We start from the raw sequence: 22,241 nt of genomic DNA, 5'->3' as shown, positions 1-22,241 counted from the left end.
GGATAATCATGCGAAGCTTTAACGACTTTCCGCCGTATGATGGCATAATTCCCCTATTGTTTGCCAGTCTGTCCAGGAGCTTTAATCAATGGAACACCACAACTCCGCCCCGGTGCTGATTACCGGCGGCGCACGGCGCATAGGGCTGGCGCTCGCCAGAGCGTTTCTCCAGCGCGGCGTTCCGGTCATCATCGCCTACCGCAGCGAATATCCGGCGATGGCCGAGTTGAAAGCCTTGGGCGCCTGCTGCATTCAGGGCGATTTTTCCACCCATGAAGGCATTTATCGTTTCGCCGAACAGGTGCGGCAGGCCGCGCCCAAGCTGCGCGCGGTGATCCACAACGCCAGCGCCTGGCAGGCGGAGTCACCGGAGGTGCCGCCGGAACAGGTCATGGCGGCGATGCTGCAAATTCACGTCTACACGCCCTATTTGCTCAATCAACTGCTCGAGTCCTGCCTGACAGGCCAGGGCCAGGCCGGCGCCGACATTATCCATCTGACCGACTATGTGGTGGAAAAAGGCAGCGACAAGCATATCGCCTACGCCGCCAGCAAAGCCGCGCTGGACAACATGACCCGGTCGTTCGCCCGCAAATTGGCGCCTGAAGTCAAAGTCAACGCCATCGCGCCGGCGCTGATCATCTTCAATCCGGGCGACGACGAAGCTTATCGTCGGCAGGCGCTGGCGAAATCGCTGATGAAGGTCGCGCCGGGCGAGAGCGAAGTGGTCAATCTGGTGAACTACCTGCTGGAGAGCCGCTACGTCACCGGCCGCACCCACGGCGTCGACGGCGGGCGGCCGCTGCGCTGACGCAAAGATCCGCTTGGCGCAACCTCGCGGGCCGCGCTATGCTGAAATCCGCTTTTCTTATTAAAACACGGGCATATGCATAAAATTGTTTTTGTGGAAGACGATCCTGAAGTCGGCAAACTGATCGCCGCCTATCTGGGCAAACACGATATCGAGGTGCTGATCGAACCGCGCGGCGACAGCGCGCAGGCATGCATCGAGCGCGAGCAACCCGACCTGGTGCTGCTGGACATCATGCTGCCCGGCAAAGACGGCATGACGCTGTGCCGCGATCTGCGCCCCACCTTCCCCGGCCCGATCGTGCTGCTGACCTCGCTCGACAGCGACATGAACCATATCCTGTCGCTGGAGATGGGCGCCAACGACTATATCCTGAAAACCACGCCGCCGGCGGTGTTGCTGGCGCGCCTGCGTTTGCATCTGCGTCAACACAGCCAGCAGCCGAAAGAAGAGTCGGCTCAGCCGCTTACCCAGCATAACGCGCTGCATTTCGGGCTGCTGTGCATCGATCCGGTCAACCGTCAGGTTACGCTGAGCGAGGAAACCATCACCCTGTCCACCTCGGATTTCGATCTGCTGTGGGAGCTGGCGACCCACGCCGGGCAGATCATGGATCGCGAGGCGCTGCTGCAAAACCTGCGCGGCGTGAGCTACGACGGCATGGACCGCAGCATCGACGTGGCGATCTCTCGCCTGCGCCGCAAACTGTACGACAACGCGCTGGAGCCTTTCCGTATCAAGACGGTGCGCAACAAGGGCTATCTGTTCGCCCCTAACGCCTGGGCATCGGTGCAACAATGAGAAAACTTTTCGTCCAGTTCTTCCTGTTGCTGTTCGTCTGTTTTCTGGTGATGGCGATGCTGGTCGGTCTGGTGTACAAGGTGACCGCCGAGCGCGCCGGCCGCCAGTCGATGGACGATTTGATGAAAAGCTCGCTGTACCTGATGCGCAGCGAGCTGCGCGAAATCCCGCTGAAGGACTGGAACAAGACTATCGCCACGCTGGATCTCAATCTGTCGTTCAAGCTTCATATCGAACCGCTCGGCAAACAGGAACTGAGCGAGGATCTGAAAAAGCGGCTGCGGCTGGGTGAAATCATCGCCCTCGACGATCAGTACACCTTTATGCAACGCATTCCGCGCAGCCACTATGTGTTGGTGGTCGGCCCCATTCCTTATCTGTTCTATCTGCACCAGATGCGTCTGCTGGATCTGGTGTTGCTGGTGTTTATCGGCATGTCGCTGGCGCTGCCGGTGTTTCTGTGGATGCGGCCGCACTGGCAAGACCTGCTCAAACTGGAAAACGCCGCCCAGCGGCTCGGCGCCGGGCATCTGGATGAACGCACCCACTTCGATCCCACTTCCAGCCTGAGCCGGCTCGGCGTGGCGTTCAACCAGATGGCCGACAACGTCAACACCCTGATCGCCAGCAAGAAACAGCTGATCGACGGCATCGCCCACGAGCTGCGCACGCCGCTGGTGCGCCTGCGCTATCGGCTCGAGATGAGCGATAACCTGTCCGAAGGCGAGCAGCAGGCGCTGAACCGCGATATCGGCCAACTGGAGTCGCTCATCGACGAGCTGCTGACCTATGCCCGCCTGGATCGGCCGCAGGTTGCGCTAAACATTGAACCCATCGATCTGCCAAAGTGGCTGGAGGACAAGGTCGATGATATCCGCCTTATCCATCAGGAACGCGACATCCAGCTCGACATCCCGCACGTCGGCGACTTCGGCGGCGTCGATCTGCGCCTGATGGAGCGCGTACTCGATAACCTGGTCAACAACGCGCTGCGCTATTCCGAACAGCGCCTGCGCGTTGGGCTGTGGTTCGACGGCGACCTCGCCTGTTTGCAGGTCGAAGATGACGGGCCGGGTATCCCGCCGGAAGAGCGCGAGCGGGTGTTCGAGCCTTTCGTTCGCCTCGATCCCAGCCGCGATCGCGCCACCGGCGGCTGCGGGCTGGGGCTGGCCATCGTCCATTCCATCGCCGTCGCCTACCAGGGACAGGTGTTCGTCGAAGGCAGTTCGCTCGGCGGCGCCAGCTTCCGTTTCTGCTGGCCGGTGAAGCCGACATTCAGTTTAAAAGCCGATCTGGCGTAACACCGCCGGACCCTTCTCATTGGAGCCGAATAATAATGACATCTGCACCTTCCAACACGTCTGCTTACGATCACCTGCGCGCGCTTTTTAGCCGGCTGTCGCGTTTCGGCCACCTGTCCGCCATCGCCGGTTGGGACATGCAAACCATGATGCCGCCGGGCGGCAGCAAGGCGCGCTCCGAAGCCCTGGCCGAATTGAGCGTGCTGCAGCACCAGATTTTAACGGCACAAAGCACCGGCGCGCTGTTGGATCGCGCGCAGCAAGAGACGCTGGACGAGATCGACCGCGCCAACCTGCGCGAAATGCGCCGCCAGTATGAAGACGCGGTGCTGCTGCCGGCGTCGCTGGTCGAAGCCAAATCGCTGGCCGGCGCCCGCTGTGAACACGCCTGGCGCGCCCAGCGCCCGGCCAACGACTGGGATGGCTTCGCGGAGAATCTGCGCGACGTGGTCAAACTCAGCCGGGAAGAGGCGCAGATCCGCGCGCAGGCGGCCGGCACCAGCCGTTACGATGCCCTGCTCAACCTGTATGAGCCGGGCATGCGCAGCAGCGATCTCGATCGCATCTTCGGCGATTTGAAAACCTGGCTGCCGGATTTGCTGCAGCGCGTGGTGGCCAAACAGGCCAATGAACCCTGCCTGGCGCCGCAGGGCCCGTTCAATGTGGACACCCAGCGCCAGCTGAGCCTGAGCGTGATGAAGCTGCTCGGTTTCAACTTCGACAACGGCCGCGTCGACGTCAGCGCCCACCCGTTCTGCGGCGGCGTGCCGGAGGATGTGCGCATCACCACGCGTTACAACGAGAAAGAGTTCCTGACCGCGCTGCTCGGGATCGTACACGAGACTGGCCACGCCCGTTACGAACAGAACCTGCCACGCGATCTGCTCGGCCAGCCGGTCGCCCTGGCCCGCTCCACCGCCATCCACGAATCGCAGAGCCTGCTGTTCGAAATGCAGCTGGCGCGCGGCAATGAATTCCTGAAAATCTTGCGTCCGCTGGTTACCGCACAGTTTGGCGAACAGCCGGCGCTGGAAGAAGCCAACTTCATTCGCCTCAACCAGCGGGTGAAACCGGGCCTGATCCGCGTCGACGCCGACGAGGTGAGCTATCCTGCCCACGTCATCCTGCGCTACGAAATTGAAAAAGCGCTGATCGAAGGCGAGATCGAAGTGGAGGACATTCCGGCGCTGTGGAATGAAAAGATGCACGCTTACCTGGGCCTCGATACCATCGGCAACTACCGCAACGGTTGTATGCAGGATATCCACTGGACCGACGGCGCCTTCGGCTACTTCCCGACTTATACCCTCGGCGCGATGTACGCCGCGCAGCTGTTCCACAGCGTGCGTCAGGCCCTGCCTTCGCTGAACGAGGACATCGCCGCCGGCAATCTGCAGCCGTTGTTCCACTGGTTGCAGCATAACATCTGGCACCACGGCAGCCGTTTCCCGACCGACACGCTGATCGCCAATGCAACCGGTGAAGCGCTCAATCCGCGCTACTTCCGCCAGCATTTGGAAAACCGCTACCTGTAATCTCTCCCCGTGCGCGGCCACGGCCGCGCCCTTTTTCCCCTGTTTGACCTAATAATGTTACATAGCGCGCTTTCCTTGCCGGCAATGCCTTGGCTACAGGGTGGCGGGTTGCTACTGTCCAATAGTATGTTGTAACTAAAACCATAAACAGCAACGCCCCTATCTGCCTCTCATCCCAGCGCATGACGGGCGATCATCGTCACCAGTTGTGATCTCAACGCGGCGGGCAGATCATGCCCCATGCCCGGCATAATCTGCAATCTGGCGTTGGCGACGGCCCGAGCGATCGCCACCCCGCCGGCCTTGCGCACCAGCCGATCGCGATCGCCGTGAATCACCAGCGTCGGCGCGGCGATGCGCCGACTGTAACGCCGCAGATCGCCGCTGCCGAGCAGCGCGGAAAGTTGCCGCTGCATGCCCTCCGGATCCACGCCCCGCTTCAGTAGCCGCTTCACCAGGACATCCAGCTCCGCCTCCTCCGGCGGATAAGTCGCGGTGCCAAGCGCGCGCAGAAAGGCCTTCATCCCTTCCTGGCGCTGCTGCAGCGTCATATCGGCGGCAGGCCGGCGCACCAGCAACCACAGCAGCGAAGGCGCCGGCGGCGGTAACAGCGGTTGATTGGTGCTGGAAAACAAGATGCATAACGAGGCGACGCGCTGCGGGTATTCGGCGGCCAACACCTGGGCGATCATCCCCCCCATCGAGGCGCCAAGGACATGAGCCTGAGGAATGCGTAAATGATCGAGCAGATGCGCTGCGTCCGTCGCCATATCCGCCAGGGTATAAGGCACCGGCGTTTGCCAGCCAAGCTGGGCACGCAACATCAACAGCCACAGCGGCGTCTTGCGCTGCGCCCGCGTTTTACCGGAAAGGCCGACGTCGCGGTTGTCGTAGCGGATCACCCGAAATCCCTTGGCGACCAGAGCGCGGCAGAAATCGTCAGGCCACAGCAAAAGCTGCGCGCCGATGCCCATGATTAACAACAGCGGCGGATGCGCCTCATCGCCCCAGTCTTCATAGGCCAGCGGCACCTCACCCTGTTCCGTCACGCCACAACGAACCGTTATCTCGTTCATTTTAAATCCCTTTTATCGAGCCTGACGGTCATTATAGCAGCAATCCCTTCTGCCGCCGCCGCCCTGTACATTAGGTTACAAGCCGAAACCAATCACTCACGGAAAGCCGGACGCCGTTTGCCTACTATCATCTCAACGGCCCCGCAGTGGGGTTGATACCCAAAAGTCATGTTGAGGATTCTGCGATGAAAAAAGTATTAGCTCTGGTTGTTGCCGCTGCAATGGGTCTGTCTTCCGTGGCTTTCGCTGCCGAGGCTGCCACCACTACCGCGCCTGCGGCTACCGCAACCACCGCCACCGCTGCGCCGGCTAAAGCTCAGGTGAAACACCACGGCAAGAAAGCCCCGGTACAGAAAGCTCAGGCGGCCAAAAAGCATCACAAGAAAGCCGGCAAAAAAGCCCCGGCGCAAAAAGCCCAGGCGGCTAAAAAGCACCACAAGAAAGCCAGCCACAAAAAAGCGTAATGTCGTGAGGTTCCCCTCACCGCTTCAGGCTTGACGTGCACGACACCCGGTTCACCGGGTGTTTTTTCATCCGGGGGGTTCTCATTGATGCTGCGCCGCTACCTGTTCGAGATCATTCTGACCGCCCTGATCCTCTGTGGACTGATCGCCGTCTTTTTTTATCTGTAGCCTGTCGCCTCGCCGGCGGGAAATTATTGAAAAATCAGTTATTGCCCATCCACATGGCTGCTAAATCAGTCTATAGTTAGCATTCAGTGTGTTTATGGATGATCCGTATTTGTCAGGCAAGAGATCTATGCGCATATCCGTTTTACTGTTGCTGTGCTCACTCCCGCTCATCGCCTCCCAGGCGGCACGCGCCGACGGCCCGTCCAAGGCCGAGCAAACGCGTCTGTTTTTCGGCAAAGATGAACGAATCAAGGTCACGGATACCGCCGCCCAGCCGTGGCAAGCCATCGGCCAGGTCGAAACCGCCAGCGGCAATCTGTGTACCGCCACGCTGATCTCCCCACACCTGGCGCTGACCGCCGGCCATTGCGTGCTGGCGCCGCCGGGACAATTGGATAAAGCCGTCGCCCTGCGCTTCGTGGCGGGCGATAAATCATGGCAGTATCAAACCGACAATATTGAAACCCTGGTCGACAGCAAACTGGGCAAAAAGCTGAAAGCGGACGGCGACGGCTGGATCGTGCCGCCCGCCGCCGCCGCTTATGACTTTGCGCTGATCCGGCTGAAAGACAAAACGCCGCTGCCGATCGCCCCGCTGCCGCTGTGGCAAGGCGACAGCAAGGCGTTGACTCAGGCCCTGAAACAGGCCAAACGGCTGATCACCCAGGCGGGCTACCCGGAGGACCATCTGGATGACCTCTACAGCCACCAAAACTGCAAGGTGACCGGCTGGGCCCAGCAAGGGGTGCTGTCGCACCAGTGTGATACCCTGCCCGGCGACAGCGGCTCACCGCTGCTGCTGAAAACCGCCGACGGCTGGCAGCTGATCGCCATCCAGAGTTCGGCACCGGCAGCGAAAGATCGTTACCGCGCCGATAACCGCGCTCTGGCGGTGCCTGGCATCCGCGAGGCGCTGGACGCCCTGGCGGCAGGCAAGTAGCTCTCGCAACGGCGCATCAAGCGCCGTTGCTGTTTCTCTGTTCCCTGAATTTCAACTTGCGCTGCGCCGGCCGTTTGCCGGCCGGCGCGCCTGAGCTTAGCCCGAAAGCTGTTCGATGGTTTGCAGAATGCGCTTGTCGGAGATCGGGTAAGGTGTGCCCAGCTGCTGCGCGAACAGGCTGACACGCAGTTCTTCAATCATCCAGCGCACCGCTTTCACCTCTTCCTCCTGCTGTCGCTTCGACGGCAGCTTGTTCAGCCACTGCTGCCACGCCTGCTGCACCTGCTCCACCCGCAGCATCTGCGCGCGATCGCGGTGCGGATCGATAGCCAGTTTCTCCAATCGGCGTTCGATCGCCTGCAGGTAGCGCAGCGTGTCCGGCAGCCGTTTCCATCCGTTGCCGGTGACGAAGCCGCGGTAGACCAGCCCGCCGAGCTGGGTCTTGATGTCCGACAGCGCCAGCGCCAACGACATGTCCACCCGGCCTTTCAGCCGTTTGTTGATGTTGAAGACCGCCGTCAGGATCTGTTCAACCTGCTTGGCCACCTCAACGACCGTGTCGTTCAGCTCGGCGCGGATCTGCTCCTGCAACCGTGCAAAGTCTTCCTCCTGCCAAACCGGGCCGCCGTGTTCGGCGATCAGCTTGTCGATGCCGCACGATATGCAGTCGTCGATCAGCTCCAGCACCTTGCCGTACGGGTTGAAATAGAGCCCCAGCTTGGCTTTGTTCGGCAGTTTTTCATGCAGATATTTGATCGGTGAAGGAATATTCAACAACAGCAGGCGGCGCGTGCCCTGCCACATCGCCTGTTGCTGTTCGCTTTCGCTGTCGAACAGGCGGATCGCCACGCTGTCCTTTTCATCCACCAGCGCCGGATAGGCTTTCATCGAATAGCCACCGCGCTTCTGCTCGTAGAACGCCGGCAATTGGCCAAAGCTCCAGACATGCAGGTTGCTCTGCTCCAGTCCGTCATCGGCCACCGCCGACAGCGTCTCCTGCACCTTCTCTTTCAACTGCAGGCGCAGGGCGGCCAGATCTTTGCCTTCGCGCAGCGTCTGGTTTTTCTCGCCCACCACGCGGAAAGTCATTTTCAGGTGATCGGGCACCTGATCCCACTGCCAGTCATCACGTGACACGGTCACGCCAGTCATACGCCGCAGCTCGCGCTCCAGCGCGTCAAGCAGCGGCAATTCCAGCCCCGTTACGCGGCCAAGGAACGCTTCGGCGTAGTTCGGCGCTGGCACGAAGTTGCGACGCACCGGTTTCGGCAACGATTTGATCAGCGCGATCACCAGTTCACGGCGGATGCCGGGGATCTGCCATTCGAACCCCTGCTCCTCCACCTGATTGAGGATCGGCAGCGGGATGTGCACCGTCACGCCGTCGGCGTCAGTGCCTGGTTCGAACTGATAGCTCAGCCGCAGTTTGAGGTTGCCCTGATGCCAGAAGTTCGGGTAATCCAGCGCGCTGATCTTGTTGGCGCCATCCTTGATCAGCATCTCTTTTTCGAAGTTCAGCAGGTCGGGCTGCTGTTTGGCGGCGGTCTTCCACCAGCTGTCGAAATGACGGCCGGACACCACGTCGTTGGGGAGACGGCGATCGTAGAAGCCGAACAGCGTTTCGTCGTCTACCAGAATATCGCGGCGGCGCGATTTATGCTCCAGCTCTTCCACTTCGGCGCGCAGCTTTTGGTTATCGCGGAAGAAAGCATGGCGCGTCTGCCAGTCGCCCTCCACCAGCGCATGGCGGATAAACAGCTCGCGGCACAGCAGCGGATCGATGGCGCCGTAATTGACCTGGCGCACCGCGACGATCGGCAGACCGAACAACGTGACCTTTTCGCTGGCCATCACCGCCCCCTGCGACTTCGACCAGTGCGGTTCGCTGTAGCTGTGTTTCACCAGGTGCTGAGCCAGCGGCTCGATCCATTCCGGTTCGATGCGCGCGGCGATGCGCCCCCACAGGCGGCTGGTTTCCACCAGTTCGGCCACCATGGTCCACTTCGGCGGCTTCTTGAACAGGCCGGAGCCGGGGAAGATCGAGAAGCGGGCGTTGCGCGCGCCGGTGTATTCCTGCTTGTCCGCATCCTTCTGGCCGATGTGCGACAACAGGCCGGTCAGCAGCGCGGTGTGGACGCTGCGGTAGTCGGAAGGCGTGCTGTTGATCGGCAGCCCCAGCTCTTTCACCACCTGGCGCAGCTGGGTATAGATATCCTGCCACTCGCGCACCCGCAGGTAGTTGAGAAAATCGTTGCGGCACAGCCGGCGGAACTGGCTGGAGGAGTTCGCCTTTTGCTGCTCCTGCAGATAATCCCACAGGTTGACGAACGCCAGGAAGTCCGAGTCTTTGTCGGCGAAGCGGCGGTGTTTTTCATCCGAGGCCTGCTGCTTGTCCATCGGGCGCTCACGCGGATCCTGAATCGACAGCGCGGCGGTGATGATCATCACCTCGCGCACGCTGCCGCTCTTCTGCGCTTCCAGCACCATGCGCGCCAGACGCGGGTCGATCGGCAACTGCGCCAGCTGCCGGCCCTGCGGCGTCAGCTGATAGTGGCCGTTATCGGCGGTGGTGATCGCCCCCAGCTCTTCCAGCAGGCGCACGCCATCTTGAATGTTGCGTTTGTCCGGCGCCTCGACGAACGGAAACGCGGCGATGTCGCCCAGCCCCAGCGAGGTCATCTGCAGAATGACCGACGCCAGGTTGGTGCGCAGAATTTCCGGATCGGTAAACGCCGGCCGCGAGAGAAAATCCTGTTCGGAGTACAGACGGATGCACACCCCCTCCGACACGCGGCCGCAGCGCCCTTTACGCTGATTGGCGGAGGCCTGTGACACCGGCTCGATCGGCAGGCGCTGCACCTTGGTGCGGAAGCTGTAGCGGCTGATGCGCGCGGTGCCCGGATCGATGACGTATTTGATGCCCGGCACCGTCAGCGAGGTTTCCGCCACGTTGGTGGCCAGCACGATGCGGCGGCCGTGGTGCGACTGGAACACCCGGTTCTGCTCGCTGTTCGACAGGCGCGCATACAGCGGCAGCACCTCGGTGTGCGGCAAATTGAGGCGGTTCAAAGCGTCGGCGGTATCGCGGATCTCGCGCTCACCGCTCATGAAGATCAGAATGTCGCCCGGCCCCTCACGCCCAAGCTCGTCCACCGCATCGAAAATCGCCTGCAGCTGGTCGCGATCGGTATCGTCGCCGTCGTCGACCACCGGGCGGTAGCGCACCTCCACCGGGTAGGTGCGGCCGGAAACCTCGATGATCGGCGCATTGTTGAAATGGCGCGAGAAACGCTGCGGATCGATGGTCGCCGAGGTGATGATCACCTTGAGATCCGGGCGCTTCGGCAGCAGTTCGCGCAGGTAACCAAGAATAAAGTCGATATTCAGGCTACGCTCGTGCGCTTCATCGATGATCAGCGTGTCGTACTGCATCAGCAGGCGATCCTGCTGAATCTCCGCCAGCAAAATGCCGTCGGTCATCAACTTGACCAGGGTGTTTTCCCCCACCTGATCGTTGAAGCGCACCTTGTAGCCCACGCTGCCGCCGAGCGGGGTTTCCAGCTCGTCGGCGATGCGGTTGGCGACGGTGCGCGCCGCCAGGCGGCGCGGCTGGGTATGGCCGATCAGCCCTTTCACCCCACGCCCCAGCTCCAGACAGATCTTCGGCAACTGGGTGGTTTTCCCCGAGCCGGTCTCCCCGGCGACGATCACCACCTGGTGGTCGCGGACAGCGTTTAAGATGTCCTGCTTTTTCTGGCTGACCGGCAGGCTTTCCGGATAGGTAATGCGCGGGCAAGACGCGGCGCGCGCCTGCACTTTTTGCCGCGCCGTCGCGATGTCGCTTTCCACTTCGGCGGCGACCGCCAGCTGGGCATCGGGATTTTTGATTTTTCGTGCGCCCTGCAGGCGACGACGCAGGCGTTGTTGATCGCGGAGCATCAGCTCGCCCAGTTGGGCCGGCAGTGCCTCGAGCGGAGATTTCACGTTCGGTGTTCCTTGTTTCATCGTGGCCAAGACCAGGCTTAGCAACGGTTTAATGTTTTTTTAGCGATTTTTTTGCTTTAGCCGCACAGCCTATCACAAACGGCTTTTTCCCCCTACTTTCGCGAGTAACGCCTCGGCAGGTTATTCAATAAAATCGAACGAAGATCTCGAAATATTGCGCTATCACTGTTGGGGGAATGTGAATAGCATGTAGTTCATGCAAGGGACGCTGAGTCCTGATGTCACTGTCACAACGTAAGGAATTATCGATGAGCAACGTATTGGTTCTGAAATCAAGCATCCTGGCGACCTACTCTCAGTCTAACCAACTGGCCGATTTCTTCGTAGAGCAATGGAGCAACGCCCACAGCGGCGACACCATCACCGTGCGCGATCTGGCCGCACAGCCAATCCCGGTGCTGGACGGCGAGCTGGTTGGCGCGCTGCGTCCTTCCGATGCTCCGTTGACTCCGCGTCAACAAGAAGCGCTGGCCCTGTCGGACGAACTGATCGCCGAGCTGCAGGCCAATGACGTTATCGTGATTGCCGCACCGATGTACAACTTCAACATCCCGACCCAGTTGAAAAACTATTTCGATCTGGTCGCCCGCGCCGGCGTGACCTTCCGTTACACCGAAAACGGTCCGGAAGGCCTGGTGAAAAACAAACGTGCCGTGATCCTGACCAGCCGAGGCGGCATTCATAAAGGCACCCCAACCGACCTGGTGGAACCTTACCTGCGTCTGTTCCTGGGCTTCATCGGCATCACCGACGTGGAGTTCGTCTTCGCGGAAGGCATCGCCTACGGTCCGGAAGTGGCAACCAAAGCACAGGAAGACGCCAAAGCGGCCCTGTCTCAGGTGGTTGCCGCGTAAGAGCCTGCGCAGGGGCGCCATGCCCCAGCCGGACAAGAGGCAAGCCTTGTCAAACCTGCACTACCCTCATAATAATCATCTATCCGTATCATTCAGCGCGCCAGACGGCGCGCTTTTTTTTACTTCTTCAGCCACTGGCCGTTGATGCCGCGCACATACTCGCCGCTCTGCGCCCGCGTCACCAGCTTCTGGCCGGCCATGCGCGCCACTTCATCAACGGCGATATGGTTGCCGTCCGCCACTTCCTGATACTTCTCGGCGCGGCCGGCGTTGATACGCTTCACCAGCGCCAAAGTTTCGGCGTCCTGCTGCACCGGCGCGATGTAGCCGCTCAGGGTTTCCCCCACCCGCCCTTGCTGCTTCGCCTCATCCAGCGTCAGCGCCATCGCCAGGCCGCTGAACAGCCAGGCGGCGCCGGCCAGCCACAAATAACGTTTTTTCATGTCGGCTCCTAGAACAGACCGCTTTGGGTTTTCAGCAGGTTTTCGACGTCCTTATCCACCTTGATATGAATTTCATGTTCGATCTTGACGTTCATATTGATGGTGATCGGATCCTTAGGCGTCGCCACCTCGATGCGCGGCACGCAGCCGCTCAGCAGCGAAACGCACAGCACCGCTGCCAGCGTCGACACACTCATGATTTTCATTGTTGCTCCCCAGGTTGTGAGAGGGCCTGCTCCAGCCACTCCTGTAAATTGTCGCCGAAGCGCAAACTGCGCCACAGCTGAAACACGTTTTCCTGATGGCGATAGTTCAGGATCACCTCGCGCTTGGCGCTTTTCTGCGGGTTGATGCCGTCGATGCGCGCGCTCAGCGTCAGCTCGCCCAGGTTGTCGAGATCGACCCGGGCATGCGAACGGTTGATTTCCATGTAGCGCAGCCAGTCGATCGCCGCGCCGGTCGCCAGGTTGTTGCTGCCGATGGCGTCGGCCATGTCTTTGTCCAGGCGCAGCGTCAACGTGCCGGCGTTGGCGATCCAGCCGTTTTGCACCAGCCACTTCGGATGGTTCAGGAACAGCGGCAACTCGCCGTCGACGCGGCCGGACATGGCGAACTGCTTCGGTTTCAGGGCGGTAAACAGCGCGCTGAGATCGACCTTGTCCAGCTTCAGCACTGCGGCGTCATGCTGCGGCAACCGCAGCGCCGACAGGCTGATATGCCCGTTGAGCATGTCCACGCCGACGTTGCTCAACGTCAGCGGCTGCCCTTCGCTATAAGGATAGGTGCCCTGCAAATCGGCGGAAATGTTCTGCATCTCGAACAGGTTGGTGAAAGACTTGATGCGCAGCGATACCGGCTGTTTAGCTCCCAATTGCCAGTGATGCTGCTTGAACCGGTACGACAGGATGAAATCCAGGCCGCTCATCTCCCCGTCCTTCAGCCACATGCCGCCGTTTTTCACCACCCAGTGGCCACCGGCCTCGAACCCTTGTTCGCGGGCGGCGGAAAACGCCGACTGCGCGTAAAACTCGCCGTCGCGCAGCGTGAGATTGAGATCCGGCGCCAGCAGCGGTTGGAAGACCTTCAGCGACTGTTTCGGCCACCAGCCTTCGCCGCGCAGACGTTCGCCGTCCCAACGGCCGCGCAGCGCGATCGGACCGATCTGTTGCGCCTGCAGCTTGCCCTGCATCTGGAAACTGTCCGGCGAACGGCCGTTCACCTGCAGCGCCAGCACCGGCGCCGGCAGATAGCCGCCATCGCTGAAGCTGACCTTATCCGCCGCCAGCTGCAGCTCACCGTTGAACTGCGGGCTTTGTTCATCACGCCGCCAGCGCAGCGGCTGGTTGAGGCTCAAGCGCGGCGCGGCGACCGTCACCAGGCCGTACTTCAACTTATCGAAGCCGGTGGAGAGTTTATCGAGCACCAACTCGCTGTCGCGCCAGCTGCCGCTGCCGGCCACGTCCCAGGCGGCCTGCAGCGGCGGCAAGCGGCCATTGCCCCAGTAGCGCCATTGCCAGTGGCCCTTGTCCGGCCAGAAATCCTGCGCCTGGCCGTCCAGATGCAGCTTGAAGCGGCCCCAGTAACTGTCGCTGGCGCTCAAAATCGCCTGCAGGCGGCCGGTAATACCGGCAGCGGTCACCTTCACGCCCGCCAGCGGCAAACGCGCCTCTTCCAGCGTCATTTCCGGCGTCACCTTGCCCCACAGGCGCAGCAACGAACCCGGCTGCAGAACCAGCGTCGGGTTGAGAATGCTGCCGCCGAGCACGCCCGGGATCGACGCGGTAGCGGAGAAGTCGGCCAGATTGGCCTGGCCGGTCAGTTGGAACCGCAGATCGCTGTCGGTCAGCCCCACCTTGCCCGGCCCAAGCGTCAGCACCGCATTGCCCTTGCCGTTGTGGCCGGCCGTGATCACGTTCAGCCGCGCGCTGATCTCCGTTTCATCCAGTCCCTTGCTCCAGTCGTGCAGCGCGATGCTGAGGCCGCCGTTCAACGGCTGTCCGCTGTAGGGCCAACGCCACTCGCCCTGCTTGATGCTGACCCGCTGCGGGGTCACTTCCCACGGCAGCACCGCCAGCGGCCGATCGTCGCCTTTCTCGCTCACCGTCAACACGCCCTGCTGCTGTTGCCAGCGCATATCCAGCAAAACCGGTTTTTCCAGATAGGCCGTCTGCATTTCACCCTGCAGCGCGCCCTGCGTGGGCAGGCTGGCCAGATCCAGCGGAATGGTTATCTTGCCGGCGAGGCGCAGCGGTTGCGCGCTGTTGGGCGGAATGACGGTCAGGCTGTGCAACGTCAGCTGTTGTTTTTCATCCAGCTGCGCCTCGGCGCTGAGATTCGGCCCCCGATAATGCAGACGTTGCCCGTCAGAGCCTGAGGAAAGCTGCAGCTTCCCGGCATAACGCTGCCAGGGAATGAGCGTGAGGTCATGAATGGTGAGATCCACCGGCGGTAGCTGCCGCTGCAGTTGATCGAGCGCAAGCGGCGCGCTGTTGGCGTCGCCGCCCGGCAGTTTTGACAAACAGGCGCTATCGACGCTGACCTTATCGCTCGACAGCTGCCAGCGGCCTTGCCGATAAGCCAGCCGCGTCGGCCCGACGCTGGCCAGCAGACAATCTTGCGCGGTGAAACGCGCCCCCGCCAACGTCAGGCCGCCCTGGCGCCAATGCAATTTGCCCTGCAACTCCAGTCGGCTTCCCGCCGGCAACCAATGCGATAACACCCCCGGCAGCCAGCGCGGCAAGGTTTGCCACAACGCCAGCACCAGGATTGCGCAGCCCGCCACCGTCCCTATGAATACTTTCAATCGCCTGGTCATTAAATGATTGCTTCGTTCCTGTGTTAGGCATTGGTTAAGTCTATGCCTGAATTGACAATAATGATGGCACGAATTTGACATAGGGTGAAGCTGAGCGCGGTCGCAGAGGCGATTTGCACCCTTTTGGCGCAAGCGCGCGCGGAGTTGTAGATTTTCGTTACATATACATCACATAAATAGGACAGTTTTCAGACTTTTGTTATTGTTGTTACCGTTGATGATTAATAGTCTTGCAAGCATTCTAATAAAAGTTTAGCTGCTAGCTAACTGTGTACTAGAGAAGCCATTCCCCACACCCCCGTGGGGATTTTTTTGTCGCCCGCCTCACCGTCGCCTTCCCTTCACCGCCGCCAGCCCACAGCAGCCTTGCAGCGTGGCTAACCAATTGTCGAATTTACTAAAATCTGTTAAATTGATCACAAAATCACGGTGGAGAAACCACGATGAAATTGGCGATATACAGCACCAAACAGTATGACCGTAAATATCTCGAACTGGTGAATCAGCAGTTTGGCTATGAGCTGGAATTCTTCGACTTTTTACTCAGTAAAAAAACCGCCAAAACGGCCGCCGGTTGCAAGGCGGTGTGTATCTTCGTCAACGACGACGGCAGCCGTGAAGTGCTCGAAGAACTGGCGGCGCTGGGCGTCGAGATCCTCGCCCTGCGCTGCGCCGGTTTTAATAACGTCGATCTGGACGCCGCCAAAGAACTGGGCATCAAGGTGGTGCGCGTGCCGGCCTACTCGCCGGAGGCCGTGGCAGAACACGCGGTAGGCATGATGATGTGCCTGAACCGCCGTATTCACCGCGCTTATCAACGCACCCGTGACGCCAACTTCTCGCTGGAAGGGCTGATCGGTTTTAACATGCACAACCGCACCGCCGGCGTGATCGGCACCGGTAAAATCGGCGTGGCGACGATGCGCATTCTCAAAGGCTTCGGCATGAAGCTGCTGGCTTACGATCCGTTCCCGAGCGAACAGGCGCTGGCGCTGGGCGCGGAGTATGTCGACCTGAAAACGCTGTACGCACAGTCCGACGTGATTACCCTGCACTGCCCGCTGACGCCGGAGAACCACCATCTGCTGAATGCCGACGCCTTCGCGATGATGAAAAACGGCGTAATGGTGATCAACACCAGCCGCGGCGCGCTGATCGACTCCACCGCCGCCATCGACGCGTTGAAGCAGCAAAAAATCGGCGCGCTCGGGATGGACGTCTACGAGAACGAACGCGATCTGTTCTTTGAAGACAAGTCCAACGACGTGATTCAGGATGACGTGTTCCGCCGCCTGTCGGCCTGCCACAACGTGCTGTTCACCGGCCATCAGGCTTTCCTGACCGAAGAGGCGCTGACCAGCATTTCGCAAACCACGCTGCAGAACATCAGCCAGTTGGATCGCGGCGAAGCCTGCCCGAACCAGTTGAACGCGTGAACGGCATTTCGGGGCGCCCCCTGCGGCGCCCTGTTTATTTGAGAGCGCGACGATGAGAACAACGATGGCCGCCCTTGCGGCGCTGGTCTTGGGGGGATGCAGCATGAAACCACCCGCGACCGTTACGCCCGGCGATCTGATGCATCATAATTTCGTGTTGCAGAGCGTCGATGGCGAAGCGGCAAAATCCCCAACGGGCGGCGTCCTGCTCAATCTGGAGTTCGGCGAGAACCTGCATGTGTCCGGCGCGATGTGCAACCGCTTTTTCGGCCAGGGGCAATTACGCGACGGCGTACTGACGGTAAAACCGTTGGCCTCGACGCGCAGGCTGTGCCCTGATGAGCAGCGCAATCGCTGGGATCGGGTGATCGGCACCGTGCTGGAAAACGGCGCCGAAGTGACGCTGAGCGCGCAGCAGCTGACGCTCAACGGCAGCGGCCACACGCTGGTTTATGCCCTGCGCGACTGGGTATATTGATTCTGGACGCCAGGCCTGGCGCCGTGGGCTTACCCGGCGCAGCTGCCCAGGCCCAGCGTGCGTTCCTCACACTGTTTGCCGTTCGGCATCTGGCACATGCGCAACGCTTCACCGTTCAAGTTGTGCGCGATGGTGGTGACGCCGCCGACCGCCGCGCAACCGGCGCTGGTCTGCAACGTATTGATTCTGGCACTGTTGCCCTGCTGTACTGGCTCTTCGTTGTTGCTGCTGCAGGCGGCTAAAAGCAGCACGGCGCTGGCAAGCAGCCATTTTGATGTCGTCATTATCCCACTCCTGAACCCGGAACTGCGCTGTGTAAAATCGCCATTGCCGATAACGCGCGTCACTTGGCGGACACGTTTCGCTATCTTTGATGCAAACTTGTTTAATCTAGCTCGATATATAAATAATGAAAATATATTCCGGCCATTATTTGTGGTTTTTTTGCACCGGCCGGACATTTATTTTGTTTGCAGAATATTTCCGCCCCCATTGCGGGAGGTTAAACGTGACAGCGGCCCCCACCGCCCGCCCCGGCCGCAGAGAGAAAGTGATAACGTCACCGTTGCCGGCGACGGGGTTTCTTCGCATGATATCGGTATTAATTAACCCCGCGTGCTTTCGGCGTGACGGCGCATTTTTTGCTACCGGAGAGGATGATATTTGCGTCTATGCTGACGGCGCTAACTAATTAGCATTCCACTATTTTCAGTGAATGATGGCTGAATTCTTCAACCGGCGCGACTTGCTGTCACGCCGGCTTTTTTTACATCAAAATAACATTCAGTGCACAGAGGCTTTCGACAGTAAATTAATTACCAGCACGCCGGCAATAATTAATCCCATGCCGACAATCGCCGGCCAATCCAATTTTTGCTGATAAACGAATACCGCCGCGACCGACACCAGCACGATCCCCATGCCCGACCAAATCGCATACACAATGCCCAGCGGCATGCTCTTGACCACCATCGACAGCCCCCAAAACGCTACGCCGTAGCCCAGCACCACCAGCAGCGACGGCCACAGACGGGTAAAGCCCTCGGAGGCTTTCAACATGGTGGTGGCGATCACTTCCGCGACTATCGCCATCGTCAAATACATAAATCCGCTCATGGTTTTCTTCTGTCAGTTTACCGATGCGCAATTATGACGCGCCGGAAATAAATTGTCTTTAAACGGCGAAAACAATTTATTGAAGGACCTCAACCGGCGATGCAAATAGCGATGCCGGATACGCTTGCCGATTTATCGCCCGCCACACAAACGCGATAAAGCCGCGTTCAAACCCTCTGTTAGACTTTTTTCCATTACTGCGAAAGTGCGCTTTCGCGGCTTTGTGAGCAATGAAAAGGTAATGTCGATGATAACTACAGATGGTAATAATGCAGTCGCTTCCGTGGCCTATCGCACCAACGAAGTGATTGCCATCTACCCTATCACGCCAAGTTCCACCATGGCGGAGCAGGCGGACGCCTGGTCCGGCGATGGCCGGCAAAACATCTGGGGTGATATCCCGCGAGTGGTGGAAATGCAGTCGGAGGGCGGCGCGATCGCCGCCGTGCACGGCGCCTTGCAGACCGGCGCGCTGTCCACCTCGTTCACCTCATCGCAGGGTCTGCTGCTGATGATCCCGACGCTGTACAAACTGGCCGGCGAGCTGACGCCGTTTGTGCTGCACGTCGCCGCGCGCACCGTGGCCACGCACGCGCTGTCAATCTTCGGCGATCACTCTGACGTGATGGCGGTGCGCCAGACCGGCTGCGCCATGCTGTGCGCCGGCAGCGTGCAGGAAGCGCAGGATTTCGCGCTGATCTCGCAGACCGCCAGCCTCAACGCGCGCCTGCCGTTCATCCACTTTTTCGACGGGTTCCGCACCTCGCACGAGATCAATAAAATCGTACCGCTCAGCGACGATACGTTGCGGCACATGCTGCCGCAGGCGGCGATCGACGCCCACCGCCGCCGGGCGCTGTCGCCGGATCATCCGGTAGTGCGCGGCACTTCCGCCAACCCTGACACCTATTTCCAGTCGCGCGAGGCCACCAACCCTTGGTATGACGCCGCCGACCAGCACGTGATCGACGCCATGGAGGCCTTCGCCGCCCTCACCGGCCGCCACTACCGGCCGTTCGACTATTATGGCCACCCGCAAGCCGAACGCGTGGTGGTGGTGATGGGCTCCGCCGCCGGCACCTGCGAAGAAGTGATCGACACCCTGCTGACCCGCGGCGAAAAAGTCGGCGTGCTGAAAGTGCGGCTGTTCCGGCCGTTCTCCGCCAAACACCTGCTCGGCGCGCTGCCGGACAGCGTGCGCAGCGTCGCGGTGCTCGATCGCACCAAAGAACCGGGCGCGCTGGCCGAGCCGCTGTATCTGGACGTGATGACCGCGCTGGCGGAAGCCTACAGCCGGGGCGAGCGCGCCACGCTGCCGCGAGTGATCGGCGGCCGTTACGGCCTGTCGTCGAAGGAGTTCGGCCCGGACTGCGCGCTGGCGGTGTTTCGCGAGCTGGCCCAGCCGCAGCCGCGCCCGCGCTTCACCGTCGGCATCTTCGATGACGTCACCGGCCTTTCGCTGCCGCTGAGCGACGAAATCCTGCCGCAGCGCGCCTCGCTGGAAGCGCTATTCTACGGTTTGGGCAGCGACGGCTCGGTCTCGGCCACCAAGAACAACATCAAAATCATCGGCAACGCCACGCCGCTGTATGCGCAGGGCTATTTCGTCTACGACTCCAAAAAGGCCGGCGGCCTGACGGTCTCGCATCTGCGCGTCAGCGAGCAGCCGATCAATTCGGCCTATCTGGTCAGCCAGGCGGATTTCGTCGGCTGCCACCAGCTGCAGTTTATCGATAAGTACCAGATGGTTGAGCGCCTCAAACCCGGCGGCACCTTCCTGCTCAATACCCCTTACGGCGCCGACGAAGTCTGGTCGCGCCTGCCGCAGGAGGTACAGGCGCTGTTGCATCAACGCCAGGCGCGTTTCTACATCATCAACGCCGCCAAGCTGGCGCGTGAATGCCGGCTCGGCGCGCGCATCAACACCGTCATGCAGATGGCGTTTTTCCATCTGACGCAGATCCTGCCGAGCGACGTGGCGCTGCAACAGCTGCAGGACGCCATCGCCCGCAGCTACAGCAGCAAAGGCCAGGAGATCGTCGAGCGCAACTGGCAGGCGCTGGGCGCCACCCGCGGCGCGCTGATTGAAATCCCGCTGCAGCCGGTCGACGACAGCAGCCCGATGCGCCCGCCGGTGGTCTCGGACGCCGCGCCTGACTTCGTCAAAACCGTTACCGCCGCGATGCTGGCCGGACTGGGCGATGCGCTGCCGGTTTCCGCCTTCCCGCCGGACGGCACCTGGCCGGTGGGTACCACCCAGTGGGAAAAGCGCAACATCGCCGAAGCGATCCCGGTCTGGCAGCCCGACCTGTGCACCCAGTGCAACCATTGCGTCGCCGCCTGTCCGCACTCCGCCATTCGCGCCAAGGTCGTGCAGCCGGCGGAGATGGAACACGCCCCCGCCTCCCTGCAGTCGCTGGATGTCAAAGCGCGCGATATGCGCGGGCAAAAATACGTGCTGCAAGTGGCGCCGGAGGATTGCACCGGCTGTAACCTGTGCGTCGAGGTCTGCCCGGCGAAAGATCGCCAGAACCCGGAGATCAAGGCCATCAATATGGCTTCACGCCTCGATAATCTGACGGCGGAAAAAGACAACTACGATTTCTTCCTGCAGCTGCCGGAAATCGATACGGCGCAGCTGGAACGCATCGACATTCGCACCTCGCAGCTGATCACGCCGCTGTTCGAGTACTCCGGCGCCTGCTCCGGCTGCGGCGAAACGCCGTACATCAAGCTGTTGACCCAGCTCTATGGCGACCGATTGCTGATCGCCAACGCCACCGGCTGTTCGTCGATCTACGGCGGCAACCTGCCGACCACGCCGTACACCACCAACGCCGAAGGGCGCGGGCCGGCATGGGCCAACTCGCTGTTCGAAGACAACGCCGAATTCGGCCTGGGCTTCCGTTTGACGGTCGATCAACATCGCGCGCGGGTACTGCGCCTGCTGAATTCGCTGGCGCCGCAGCTGCCGGAGCAGTTGGTCAATGCCCTGCAGATGGAAGACGTGGCGCCGGAGCCGCGCCGTAAGCAAATCGCCGAACTGCGCACGCTGCTGGCGAGTATTGAAGGTGAAGATGCGCGCCAGCTGGCGACCGACGCCGACTATCTGGTGGATAAATCCATCTGGCTGATCGGCGGTGACGGCTGGGCCTACGACATCGGCTTCGGCGGTTTGGATCACGTCCTCAGCCTGACGGAGAACGTCAACGTGCTGGTGCTCGACACCCAGTGCTACTCCAACACCGGCGGCCAGCAGTCGAAGGCCACGCCGCTCGGCGCGGTGACCAAATTCGGCGAGCACGGCAAGCGCAAGGCGCGCAAGGATCTGGGCGTCAGCATGATGATGTACGGCCATGTTTACGTCGCGCAGATCTCGCTGGGGGCGCAGCTCAACCAGACGGTGAAAGCGATTCAGGAGGCCGAGGCCTATCCGGGGCCGTCGCTGATCATCGCCTACAGCCCGTGCGAAGAGCACGGCTACGATCTGGCGCTCAGCCACGATCAGATGAAACAGCTGACCGCCACCGGCTTCTGGCCGCTGTACCGCTTCGATCCGCGCCGCAGCGCCGAGGGCAAGGCCGCATTGGCGTTGGATTCGCGGCCGCCGAACAGCAACCTGTCGGAAACGCTGCTGAAAGAACAGCGTTTCCGCCGCCTGAACGCGCAGCAGCCGGAGGTGGCCAGCGCGCTGTATCAGGCCGCCGAGAAAGAGCTGAAGGAGAAATACGATTTCCTCAGCCTGCTGGCCGGCAAGGCGGAAAAGTCCGCCGCTGAGTAACCTCCCTTAGGGCGCGAGCGATTCGCGCCCTGATCTTTTACCGTTGACGTAAGGCGTAGCAATAAAACCTGCTGGCATTCCTGCGCGCAATCCGTACCATACAGGCCTCGCGTCGGGCGCGTGGAAGCTGGATGATGAATAATGATCAAAATCGGCCGGTTGAATGGTAAACTCGCGGTCTACAACGCCATGCCCCTAGTGCCCCCCATTGAGAATG

General features: G+C 60.8%; 17 protein-coding genes. 10 read left to right on the top strand and 7 right to left on the bottom strand.

Annotation, left to right across the window (positions count from 1 at the left end; all coding sequences use genetic code 11):
* The first annotated feature begins 88 nt into the window (after positions 1-88).
* The 4 genes from folM (at position 89) to ITX55_RS01340 (ending at position 4,448) form a co-directional block, all read left to right on the top strand.
* Positions 89-811: a dihydromonapterin reductase gene (gene folM, locus ITX55_RS01355; protein ID WP_060660666.1), complete on the top strand. Its 723-nt coding sequence runs from the start codon at positions 89-91 to the stop codon at positions 809-811.
* Between the two features lie 75 nt (positions 812-886).
* Positions 887-1,612: a two-component system response regulator RstA gene (rstA, locus tag ITX55_RS01350; protein WP_197755907.1), complete on the top strand. Its 726-nt coding sequence runs from the start codon at positions 887-889 to the stop codon at positions 1,610-1,612.
* A complete protein-coding gene (rstB, locus tag ITX55_RS01345) occupies positions 1,609-2,913 on the top strand; it encodes a two-component system sensor histidine kinase RstB (RefSeq protein WP_033643213.1) in 1,305 nt (434 codons plus the stop codon). Before rstA ends, rstB begins: the two co-directional genes overlap by 4 nt.
* 35 nt (positions 2,914-2,948) lie before the next feature.
* Positions 2,949-4,448: a carboxypeptidase M32 gene (locus ITX55_RS01340; RefSeq protein ID WP_197755906.1), complete on the top strand. Its 1,500-nt coding sequence runs from the start codon at positions 2,949-2,951 to the stop codon at positions 4,446-4,448.
* Between the two features lie 170 nt (positions 4,449-4,618).
* On the opposite strand, the gene ITX55_RS01335 is transcribed toward ITX55_RS01340, so the two are convergent.
* Positions 4,619-5,524, bottom strand: coding sequence for an alpha/beta fold hydrolase (locus tag ITX55_RS01335; protein ID WP_197755905.1), 906 nt, complete (start codon positions 5,522-5,524; stop codon positions 4,619-4,621).
* Positions 5,525-5,709: 185 nt separating this feature from the next.
* Here ITX55_RS01335 and asr point away from each other — a divergent pair, with 185 nt between their 5' ends.
* Positions 5,710-5,988: an acid resistance repetitive basic protein Asr gene (gene asr / locus ITX55_RS01330; protein ID WP_033643216.1), complete on the top strand. Its 279-nt coding sequence runs from the start codon at positions 5,710-5,712 to the stop codon at positions 5,986-5,988.
* Between the two features lie 295 nt (positions 5,989-6,283).
* Positions 6,284-7,096, top strand: a complete 813-nt coding sequence (locus tag ITX55_RS01325; RefSeq protein WP_046687125.1) for a serine protease — start codon at positions 6,284-6,286, stop codon at positions 7,094-7,096.
* A 96-nt stretch (positions 7,097-7,192) separates the two neighbouring features.
* On the opposite strand, the gene hrpA is transcribed toward ITX55_RS01325, so the two are convergent.
* The gene (hrpA, locus tag ITX55_RS01320) at positions 7,193-11,080 is read right to left on the bottom strand and encodes an ATP-dependent RNA helicase HrpA (RefSeq protein WP_223084711.1); all 3,888 of its coding nucleotides are present in this window, start codon (positions 11,078-11,080) and stop codon (positions 7,193-7,195) included.
* A gap of 269 nt (positions 11,081-11,349) precedes the next feature.
* On the opposite strand from hrpA, the gene azoR reads away from it, so the two are divergent.
* Positions 11,350-11,955, top strand: a complete 606-nt coding sequence (gene azoR, locus ITX55_RS01315) for an FMN-dependent NADH-azoreductase (RefSeq protein WP_015377994.1) — start codon at positions 11,350-11,352, stop codon at positions 11,953-11,955.
* Between the two features lie 119 nt (positions 11,956-12,074).
* Here azoR and ITX55_RS01310 read toward each other — a convergent pair whose 3' ends face one another.
* The 3 genes from ITX55_RS01310 to ITX55_RS01300 are packed head-to-tail and all read right to left on the bottom strand — an operon-like array spanning position 12,075 to position 15,213.
* On the bottom strand, positions 12,075-12,398 hold the full coding sequence (locus tag ITX55_RS01310) for a YdbL family protein (protein ID WP_033643218.1): 324 nt from the start codon (positions 12,396-12,398) through the stop codon (positions 12,075-12,077).
* 8 nt (positions 12,399-12,406) lie between these two features.
* Positions 12,407-12,604, bottom strand: coding sequence for a YnbE family lipoprotein (locus ITX55_RS01305; RefSeq protein ID WP_025302979.1), 198 nt, complete (start codon positions 12,602-12,604; stop codon positions 12,407-12,409).
* Positions 12,601-15,213 (bottom strand): YdbH family protein, encoded by a 2,613-nt coding sequence (locus ITX55_RS01300; protein WP_033643219.1) that lies wholly within the window; start codon positions 15,211-15,213, stop codon positions 12,601-12,603. The genes ITX55_RS01305 and ITX55_RS01300 overlap by 4 nt, the downstream gene beginning before the upstream one ends.
* A gap of 443 nt (positions 15,214-15,656) precedes the next feature.
* Between ITX55_RS01300 and ITX55_RS01295 the strand changes: the two genes are divergently transcribed.
* Both ITX55_RS01295 and hslJ read left to right on the top strand, forming a co-directional pair.
* On the top strand, positions 15,657-16,649 hold the full coding sequence (locus ITX55_RS01295; protein ID WP_033643220.1) for a 2-hydroxyacid dehydrogenase: 993 nt from the start codon (positions 15,657-15,659) through the stop codon (positions 16,647-16,649).
* 52 nt (positions 16,650-16,701) lie between these two features.
* On the top strand, positions 16,702-17,127 hold the full coding sequence (gene hslJ, locus ITX55_RS01290; protein WP_033643221.1) for a heat shock protein HslJ: 426 nt from the start codon (positions 16,702-16,704) through the stop codon (positions 17,125-17,127).
* Between the two features lie 29 nt (positions 17,128-17,156).
* On the opposite strand, the gene ITX55_RS01285 is transcribed toward hslJ, so the two are convergent.
* Positions 17,157-17,411: a DUF333 domain-containing protein gene (locus ITX55_RS01285; RefSeq protein ID WP_015377999.1), complete on the bottom strand. Its 255-nt coding sequence runs from the start codon at positions 17,409-17,411 to the stop codon at positions 17,157-17,159.
* Positions 17,412-17,910: 499 nt separating this feature from the next.
* Positions 17,911-18,243: a multidrug efflux SMR transporter SsmE gene (gene ssmE / locus ITX55_RS01280; protein WP_033632935.1), complete on the bottom strand. Its 333-nt coding sequence runs from the start codon at positions 18,241-18,243 to the stop codon at positions 17,911-17,913.
* Positions 18,244-18,490: 247 nt separating this feature from the next.
* Between ssmE and nifJ the strand changes: the two genes are divergently transcribed.
* A complete protein-coding gene (gene nifJ / locus ITX55_RS01275; protein ID WP_033644286.1) occupies positions 18,491-22,024 on the top strand; it encodes a pyruvate:ferredoxin (flavodoxin) oxidoreductase in 3,534 nt (1,177 codons plus the stop codon).
* Positions 22,025-22,241 lie beyond the last annotated feature (217 nt).

The organism is Serratia sp. EWG9 (assembly GCF_019913725.1).
GTDB lineage: Bacteria > Pseudomonadota > Gammaproteobacteria > Enterobacterales > Enterobacteriaceae > Serratia > Serratia ureilytica.
Note: the sequence above shows the minus strand (reverse complement) of the source record. Positions and strands in the feature narration are given on the sequence as shown.

Bases quoted from the DNA above. Each gene is read 5' to 3' on its own strand.
- ITX55_RS01300 (WP_033643219.1), bottom strand. From the start codon at position 15,213: ATGACCAGGCGATTGAAAGTATTCATAGGGACGGTGGCGGGCTGCGCA.
- rstB (WP_033643213.1), top strand. From the start codon at position 1,609: ATGAGAAAACTTTTCGTCCAGTTCTTCCTGTTGCTGTTCGTCTGTTTT.
- nifJ (WP_033644286.1), top strand. From the start codon at position 18,491: ATGATAACTACAGATGGTAATAATGCAGTCGCTTCCGTGGCCTATCGC.
- ITX55_RS01310 (WP_033643218.1), bottom strand. From the start codon at position 12,398: ATGAAAAAACGTTATTTGTGGCTGGCCGGCGCCGCCTGGCTGTTCAGC.
- folM (WP_060660666.1), top strand. From the start codon at position 89: ATGGAACACCACAACTCCGCCCCGGTGCTGATTACCGGCGGCGCACGG.
- asr (WP_033643216.1), top strand. From the start codon at position 5,710: ATGAAAAAAGTATTAGCTCTGGTTGTTGCCGCTGCAATGGGTCTGTCT.
- azoR (WP_015377994.1), top strand. From the start codon at position 11,350: ATGAGCAACGTATTGGTTCTGAAATCAAGCATCCTGGCGACCTACTCT.
- ITX55_RS01340 (WP_197755906.1), top strand. From the start codon at position 2,949: ATGACATCTGCACCTTCCAACACGTCTGCTTACGATCACCTGCGCGCG.
- ITX55_RS01295 (WP_033643220.1), top strand. From the start codon at position 15,657: ATGAAATTGGCGATATACAGCACCAAACAGTATGACCGTAAATATCTC.
- rstA (WP_197755907.1), top strand. From the start codon at position 887: ATGCATAAAATTGTTTTTGTGGAAGACGATCCTGAAGTCGGCAAACTG.
- ITX55_RS01285 (WP_015377999.1), bottom strand. From the start codon at position 17,411: ATGACGACATCAAAATGGCTGCTTGCCAGCGCCGTGCTGCTTTTAGCC.
- ITX55_RS01335 (WP_197755905.1), bottom strand. From the start codon at position 5,524: ATGAACGAGATAACGGTTCGTTGTGGCGTGACGGAACAGGGTGAGGTG.
- hslJ (WP_033643221.1), top strand. From the start codon at position 16,702: ATGAGAACAACGATGGCCGCCCTTGCGGCGCTGGTCTTGGGGGGATGC.
- ITX55_RS01325 (WP_046687125.1), top strand. From the start codon at position 6,284: ATGCGCATATCCGTTTTACTGTTGCTGTGCTCACTCCCGCTCATCGCC.
- ITX55_RS01305 (WP_025302979.1), bottom strand. From the start codon at position 12,604: ATGAAAATCATGAGTGTGTCGACGCTGGCAGCGGTGCTGTGCGTTTCG.
- ssmE (WP_033632935.1), bottom strand. From the start codon at position 18,243: ATGAGCGGATTTATGTATTTGACGATGGCGATAGTCGCGGAAGTGATC.